The following is a 7,471-nucleotide window of genomic DNA, read 5'->3' on the forward strand; positions in this document are numbered from 1 at the left end:
GGGTTAACGGCGTTTGATCCCCAAAATCTCCGCTTCATCGACTTCGCCCTGCTGTAACTGTACGGTGCTGCCATCCCAGTAAACTCTGCCGTCCACAATCAGCAGGCTGCGCGGCGCGATGCGCGCCGCATCTTCAATACTGTGTGACACCATCAGCAGCGTGATATTGCGCTCGTTGCATACTTCATCCACCAGTTCCAGCATCTCCTTACGCAGCGCCGGGTCGAGCGCGGAAAAGGGCTCGTCCAGCAGCAGGATCGGCTGTTGCCTGACCAGGCAGCGGGCGAGAGCCGCACGCTGGCGCTGGCCGCCGGAGAGCTGATGCGGCAATCTTTGCAGCTGTTCTTCCAGCCCGACGCGGCGGATAATCTCCTGAAGAGCCTGTTTTTGCTGGTGGCTCAGCTTCAGGCCCGGATGCAGCCCCAGCCCGATGTTTTGCGCTACCGTTAAATGTGGGAAGAGATTGTTCTCCTGAAACAGCATCGATACCGGGCGTCTGGCCGGGGGAGAATCACGATGATCCTGACCATCCAGCAGCAGGCTGCCGCTGCTGGCAGGCAGAAAACCGGCAATCAGGCTCAGCAGCGTGCTTTTACCCGCACCGCTGGGGCCAAGGATCGCCAGTCGCTCACCCGCCTGTGCGCTGAAGGCAAAGCGCATTGGCAGATGGTTATAGAGGTAGGTCAGGTTAGTCAGGCTTAGCATGGCGCCCCGGCAGTTTTTCAATCAGGGTGAATAACAGGAAGCAGAGCAGCAGCAGTAGCAGCGCGGTGACCGCCCCTTCGCTGCTGCGGTATGAGCCAATCTGCTGATGAAGATAAAACGGCAGCGTGCGGAAACTTTCATTACCGAACAGCGCCACCACGCCAAAATCACCAATCGACAGCACGCAGGCAAACGCCAGCGCCTGGGCCAGCGGCCGCTTCAGCGCGCGCAGCTCTATCAGCTTCAGGCGGTTCCAGCCGCGAATATCCAACGAAAGGCACAGGCGGTTATAGCGTTCGGCAATGTCGCGCAGCGGGTTTTCCAGCACCTTCATCGCGTAGGGAATGGCCATCAGTGCGTTAGTAAAAATCACAATGCCGTCCGCCGACTGCGGCAGGCCGACCGTGGCGTTGAGCAACAGGAAAAAACCGGTCGCCAGTACGATACCCGGCATGGCGAGGATCAGCATTCCGCTCAGTTCCAGCGTCTGCCCCCAGCGGGGATGCTGGCGCAGACGCAGCTCGCGGCTGCTCCACAGTAGCATCACCGTCAGTATCACGCTCAGCACCCCTGCACCCAGCGCAATGCGCAGTGAGGTAAAGGTGGCCTGCCAGAGCGCGGGCTGAATCAATACGCCGCTCAGCCCCTGGCGCAGCCCGTCAACAACGACCGCCAGCAGCGGCGGCAGGATCAGCAGCAGCGCCAGCGTAATCGTCAGACCGTCCAGCAGTCGGGCGCAACGGCTGTCTTCCGGGTTTCGCCAGCCGCCAAGGCTGTCGCTTCCCGCGGGCATGGCTTTGTTGAGACGCTGGCTGAGCAGTACCAGGCCCAGACAGCAGCACATTTGCAGCAGCGCCAGGAGCGCCGCTCTGCCGGGATCGTAATCAAAGCTTAGCGCCTGGAAAATGGCCAGTTCGATAGTGGTGGCGCGTGGCCCGCCGCCCAGCGACAGTACGGTGGCAAAGCTGGCGAAGCAGAGCATGAAAATCAGTGCACCGGCGGGCAGAATCTGGCGACGCAGCCACGTCCACTCCACAATACGAAAGTGCGTCCAGCCTCGCAGACCAAGCTGTGCCGCAAGCTGGCGCTGCTCGCCGGGGATTTGCTGTAGCGCCTGTAGCAGCAGTCGACTGGCCAGCGGCAGGTTAAAGAAGATATGGGCCAGCAGAATGCCCTGTAGACCGTAGGGGGTAAAAGTATAGCTGATGCCGATCAGTGAACAAAATTCCGCCAGCCAGCCGCTGCGGCCATACACGCTGAGGATGCCGAAGACGGCAACCAGCACCGGCAGTACCAGCGTCATGGCGCACAGGCGTAACAGGGTGCTGCGGCCGGGAAAGCGACGGCGATAGAGCGCGCGCGCCAGCGGGATGGCGGGCAGCACCGACAGCAGGGCAGAAAGCAGCGCCTGCCAGAACGAAAAGCGCAGCACGTGCCAGAGATAGCTGTCCGAGATGAGGCTGCGCCAGTCGCTCTCCGGCGCGTTAAACCACAGCGACAGGAATGCCAGCAGGGCGATCCCGGCCAGCATTATCGCCGTCAGACCGCCCGGGATCAGCCAGCCGGGGATCAGCGGCTGACGGCGCGTTGCCATTCACCGATCCACTGACTGCGCTGGCTGGCAACGTCCTGCGGGCTGTACTGCAGCGTCGTCGCCGGAACGGTGAGCGTGTCAAAACCGGCAGGCAGGGTAGTTTTGATCGCCGGATACATCCAGTTGCCGGTAGCAATGGTGTTCTGGAAAGCCGGTGTCAGCAGGAATTGCATAAACTCCTGCGCCAGCTTCGGCTGTTTGCTGGCCTTGAGCTGACCGGCTACTTCCACCTGCAGATAGTGGCCTTCGCTGAAGTTGGCGGCGGCGTACTGGTCTTTCTTCTCTTCAATCAGGTGGTAGGCGGGGGAGGTGGTGTAGCTCAGCACCATATCGCTTTCGCCTTTCAGGAACAGGCCGTAGGCTTCGCTCCAGCCCTTGGTGACGGTGACGGTTTTCTGTGCCAGTTTCTGCCAGGCTGCCGGAGCCTGTTCGCCATACACCTTCTGCATCCACAGCAGCAGACCCAGGCCCGGCGTGCTGGTGCGCGGATCTTCATAAATCACTTTGAGCGGACGATCGCTCTCAACCAGCTCCTTCAGACTTTTCGGCGGGTTTTGCAGGCGGGTTTTGTCGTAAACGAAGGCAAACCAGCCGTAGTCAAAGGGCACAAAGGTGCTGTTTTTCCAGCCGCCGGGAACGCTGCTGCTGTCGGTATTGACCTGGCTGGCGGCGAACAGACCGGTTTTTTCGGCCGCATCCAGCAGGTTGTTGTCCAGACCCAGCACCACGTCGGCCTGGCTGTTCTTACCCTCCATCCGCAGACGGTTGAGCAGCGAAACGCCATCCGCCAGCGCGACGAACTTCAGCTCGCAGTTGCACTGTGCCTCAAAGGCTTTTTTGACCGCCGGACCGGGGCCCCAGTCGGCGGAGAACGAATCGTAGGTATAGACGGTCAGTACGTCTTTCGCGGCAGCGGCGGGCAGCGAGAACAGCACCAGCAGAGGTAAGATTTTTTTTAGCACTTTGCGTTCCTTGAAAAGAAGATGCGCAAAGGATCTGAGCAGACAGCACTCTCAAATCCCTACGCCGGTATGAGCCGGATCAGGTTCGACGGGTTTTCTCTCAGCGGTATCACTCTGCTGCCGGGCAACCGGGTTATCCGCACCCCGTTGAGAACGGCTTATTCTAGAGAGTTCACTCCGCTAACGAAAGCACTCATGCCTCATCCGGTGGCGCAAACCAGGCGGATTTGAAATCGAACCAGCCCAGGGTGTTCATTCTTACGCCGCGCATGCTGCGCTGGCCGTGCAGTTGCAGCCAGTGGTGGAACAGCGGGTGCAGATAATGATTGTCGATCAGCTGCTTGCTCCACTCGGCCAGCGGCAGCTTCTGCTCCCGCCACTGCTGCGCATCCTGCTGCCAGTCGATGGGAATGCAGTGATGCATCAGTGGAACTTCATACAGCAGCGAGAACAGCGAGAAATCCAGCGGTAACGTAAAGTTGGCGCTGCCCAGCCAGATATCACTGTCGGCGTTTCCCTGATGCCAGCTCTCGTAGTCCAGTTCCTGGGTTATCAGCTCCACGCCGTGCGCGGCAAGAATGGGGCCCAGAGCGTTGGCGATGCCCTGGTGTTCAATCTGATCGCTGTACCAGGTAATGGTCAGCGAATCCAACCCTTCGGGTTTATCGGTCATCTCCATATCGTGGCGATGGTGCCAGCGCGGCAGCAGGCCCCATGCCGGGAACCAGTAACGCTGATAGGCAATCCCGCTGTGGTTGAGCAGGGTAATCGGGTTGAAGATTGAACTCAGCCAGCGGCGAACGGCCTCGTTACGGCCCAGTTCGGAGCGCTGGTCAAACAGCAGGAAATAGCAGCCTTCTTCGAGACGGCTCTCCTGCGGCTGCTCGTCGGTATCGTCGCTTTGCAGCTTCACGCCCGAGTAAACCAGCTCATCGCTGATTTCCGGTAGCACCCAGATATTGACCTCATCAATCAATGCGCGGTAGCCAAAATAGTCGTCGAAGGCGCTGATACGCAGCTGGCTTTGTTGATTGTGCTCGACGGCATAGGGGCCGGTTCCCGTTGGCTGGCGGGCGAAATTGCGAATAAACGGCCACTCTTTTGGCAGGATCATCGCGCTGACGCTGGCCAGCAGCCACGGAAGCCAGCTGTCGGTATGTTTGAGGTGAATGTCCAGCGTCCACGGCGCATTGGATTCAATACGTTCGAAGTGGCTGAATAACGGTTGCTCCTTTAAGCGCTGCAGGCTGGTGATAACGTCTGCCATATCCAGTTCGCGACCGTGGTGGAAGCGAATGGCCGGGCGCAGAAAGAATCGCCAGTGCAGTGGGCTCAGCTGTTGCCAGTGGTGGGCGATATCCGGTTCAGCTTCCCCGTTTTCCTCATTTATTCGCGCCAGACCGCTGAAAATCTGGCGGGCCAGATGGGTTTCCGATCGCCGCAGCGGCGTGCCTGGCAGCAGGTTAAGCAGTGGGCGATAGTAAAGTACGCGGAGGATATGTTTGCCCTGGCGGAAACTGCGTCCGAGATGGGAAAGCAGCATCTGCCGCACGCGGTTTTTATCCCCCACTAACTGCACCAGCTGGTCGATACGGTCCTGTTCCAGCAGATCCTCAGCACGCTGCTGCTGTAGGGCCAATCCGGTGTAGAGAAAGCTGAGCCGTGAACGCTTGCCGCGCCCGGCTTCCGCCTGCCACTCCAGCCAGCCCGCCTCCTGCATGGCATTCAGCAGATTGCGCATATGGCGCCGCGAGCAGCTGAGCCGTACTGCCAGATCGTTAAGCGTGGTTTCCTGCGGCTGGCCGTCGCAGTATTGCCAGAGCCGGATAAATTGCTGCTGCAAGCGCGGTGAGGACATAAAAGAGGAACTCCGTAGTGAAAGCGGTCAGTTTTTCCTGCCGTATATTACGGCGATAATGGCAGCAGATGGAAGAGCGGGAGGCACTCTACGGAGTGGCGCTTGGCCATCTTTAGTGGCTGAGGTCACTGATTTCTGAGTATGGTGCTGTTCACCAGCCAGCGGGCAAAAATGTCGCTGGCTTTTTTCGTCGTTTCTCTTCTAAGCTTTTGCATTATTTCTCCCTTTTTTATGCCAGTGAGGCATTGCTATGAAATCGCTGTTGGCGCGTCATCGTTTTAATCCGGTCTATCTGGCGTTTATGGCGATTACGTTTATGGTCGGCATTGCCGGTGCGCTACAGGCACCGACGCTCAGCCTGTTCCTCAGCCGTGAAGTCGACGTGCGGCCGTTCTGGGTGGGGCTGTTCTACACGGTGAATGCAGTGGCGGGGATTGTGGTCAGCCTGCTGCTGGCGAAGCGTTCCGATAATCGCGGCGATCGCCGTATGCTGATTTTGTTTTGCTGCGCCATTGCCGTGGCAAACGCCGTGCTGTTTGCGTTTAATCGCCATTATCTGACGCTGATTACGCTGGGCGTGATGCTGTCCGCCATTGCCAGCGTGGCGATGCCGCAGATTTTTGCTCTGGCGCGGGAGTATGCCGACAGTTCGGCACGCGAGGCGGTGATGTTCAGTTCGGTGATGCGTGCGCAGATGTCGCTGGCGTGGGTCATCGGGCCGCCGCTCTCCTTCTCGCTGGTTCTGAATTTCGGTTTCACTCTGATGTTCGGCATCGCCGCGCTGCTGTTTGTAGTCTGCATGGCGATGATCTGGTTTACCCTGCCGTCGGTGCCCCGAGCGCTGCCGACTACGGCGATGCCGGTGGCTGAGGTTAGCGGATTGAAGAACACCGATGTGCGGCTGCTGTTTATCGCTTCGGTGCTGATGTGGTCCTGCAACAGTATGTACATTATTGATATGCCGCTGTATATCAGCAGCACGTTGGGGCTGCCGGACTCGCTGGCGGGGCTACTGATGGGTACTGCCGCCGGGCTGGAAATTCCGGTGATGCTGCTGGCCGGGCGCTACGTCAGGCGTACCGGCAAGCGCAATATGATGCTGCTGGCGGTGGGCTGCGGCGCGCTGTTCTACCTTGGGCTGGTGCTGTTACAGAATCGCGCGGCGCTGATGGTTTTGCAGCTGTTTAACGCGGTGTTTATCGGCATTATCGCCGGGATTGGCATGATCTGGTTCCAGGATTTAATGCCCGGGCGGCCGGGTGCGGCGACCACGCTGTTTACTAACAGTATTTCGACCGGGGTGATTCTGGCCGGGATATTCCAGGGGACGGTGGCGGAAAACTTTGGTCATCATGCGGTTTATATTCTGGCGTTTGCTCTGGTGCTGGTGTCGTTTGCGCTGTCGTGGCGGATTCGGGAGGCGAGGGCGGTATAATAATGTTGGGTGCCTGGGTTTGTTTGGCTTGAGCGTTCGATACACGGGATTGTTTTGCTGTGAATCGGGTGCCCTGGCTGACCGTTACGGGCAGATCGCCGAGACGCCGTAAATACGTCCCCGTAGGCTTGGCTGCCGCATCCCTGCGGCAGACACCCGGCTAACCTGTCCCGTAACGGTCGGCCTTTCATACAGTGGTGTTGCTGTTGGATGACAAGGCTGTGAACTCGGTGCCGCTGCTGACCGTTACGGGCAGATCGCCGGGTCGCCGTGAATACGTCCTTGTAGGCTTGGCTGCCGCGTCCCTGCGGCAGACACCCGGCTAACCTGTCCCGTAACGTTCGGCCTTTCAGGCAATGCTGTTGCTGTTGGATGACAAGGCTGTGAACTCGGTGCTGCGGCTGACCGTTACGAGCAGATCGCCGGGTCGCCGTGAATCCTCCCTGGAGGCTTGGCTGCCGCATATATGGACGCACCCGGTTGAACAAGATGTTTTCAGTAAGACGTAAAATCGGTAATTGCAGGCATATATCCGGTTTCTGATGGGGCTTCGGCGCCCCGAACCATGATGAAATCCGCCAGGTGAGGACCAATCATCCGTTTCGGGCCAGATTGCCCGGCGCAGCCCCGGTTTATCTCACCTGCGGTCTTACCTGTTTTGCCATCTTTCTGATTACACTTGCAATTCCGGAATGCATTTTACTCTTTGTGAGCCCTGCCGGGGAATGAGCTGTGCTCAGACCACCGGCGGGGTTCTGTAGTCTGTTTCATGGACCAGCATTGACCACAGTATTCGCGCCGTTTTACTTGCCTGCGCCACCACGGCAACGTTGTAATGTTTGCGTTTCAATAAGTTGTCGAGCCACACCATCTCTTCTTTGTGTCGTTCAATTACCGAGGCAACCGCCCGGGCACCA

General features: G+C 58.8%; 5 protein-coding genes, 1 pseudogene and 1 riboswitch. Of the genes and pseudogenes, 1 reads left to right on the plus strand and 5 read right to left on the minus strand.

All coding sequences use genetic code 11. The features are described 5' to 3' along the window. Positions 1–3: 3 nt before the first annotated feature. The 4 genes from thiQ to sgrR form a co-directional block, all read right to left on the minus strand. Positions 4–705 (minus strand): thiamine ABC transporter ATP-binding protein ThiQ, encoded by a 702-nt coding sequence (gene thiQ / locus IBT47_RS18515; RefSeq protein ID WP_200562056.1) that lies wholly within the window; start codon positions 703–705, stop codon positions 4–6. Beyond that, positions 689–2,299 (minus strand): thiamine/thiamine pyrophosphate ABC transporter permease ThiP, encoded by a 1,611-nt coding sequence (gene thiP, locus IBT47_RS18520; RefSeq protein WP_200562058.1) that lies wholly within the window; start codon positions 2,297–2,299, stop codon positions 689–691. The genes thiQ and thiP overlap by 17 nt, the downstream gene beginning before the upstream one ends. Then, a complete protein-coding gene (gene thiB / locus IBT47_RS18525; protein WP_200545163.1) occupies positions 2,275–3,261 on the minus strand; it encodes a thiamine ABC transporter substrate binding subunit in 987 nt (328 codons plus the stop codon). The genes thiP and thiB overlap by 25 nt, the downstream gene beginning before the upstream one ends. Before the next feature lie 38 nt (positions 3,262–3,299). Beyond that, positions 3,300–3,418: riboswitch (TPP riboswitch) on the minus strand. A gap of 36 nt (positions 3,419–3,454) precedes the next feature. Next, complete coding sequence (sgrR, locus tag IBT47_RS18530) at positions 3,455–5,119, minus strand: HTH-type transcriptional regulator SgrR (protein ID WP_200562060.1); 1,665 nt, start codon at positions 5,117–5,119, stop codon at positions 3,455–3,457. Between the two features lie 250 nt (positions 5,120–5,369). On the opposite strand from sgrR, the gene IBT47_RS18535 reads away from it, so the two are divergent. Beyond that, the gene (locus tag IBT47_RS18535; RefSeq protein WP_200562062.1) at positions 5,370–6,554 is read left to right on the plus strand and encodes an MFS transporter; all 1,185 of its coding nucleotides are present in this window, start codon (positions 5,370–5,372) and stop codon (positions 6,552–6,554) included. Positions 6,555–7,290: 736 nt separating this feature from the next. Here IBT47_RS18535 and IBT47_RS18540 read toward each other — a convergent pair. After that, a pseudogene (locus IBT47_RS18540) lies at positions 7,291–7,471 on the minus strand (IS110 family transposase); the annotation flags it as partial.

It is taken from the genome of Erwinia sp. S43 (assembly GCF_016624745.1).
In the GTDB taxonomy this organism is placed as follows: Bacteria; Pseudomonadota; Gammaproteobacteria; order Enterobacterales; family Enterobacteriaceae; genus Erwinia; species Erwinia coffeiphila.

Coding starts and splice junctions, on each gene's coding strand:
- IBT47_RS18535 (WP_200562062.1), top strand. CDS start 5,370: ATGAAATCGCTGTTGGCGCGTCATCGTTTTAATCCGGTCTATCTGGCG.
- thiP (WP_200562058.1), bottom strand. CDS start 2,299: ATGGCAACGCGCCGTCAGCCGCTGATCCCCGGCTGGCTGATCCCGGGC.
- sgrR (WP_200562060.1), bottom strand. CDS start 5,119: ATGTCCTCACCGCGCTTGCAGCAGCAATTTATCCGGCTCTGGCAATAC.
- thiQ (WP_200562056.1), bottom strand. CDS start 705: ATGCTAAGCCTGACTAACCTGACCTACCTCTATAACCATCTGCCAATG.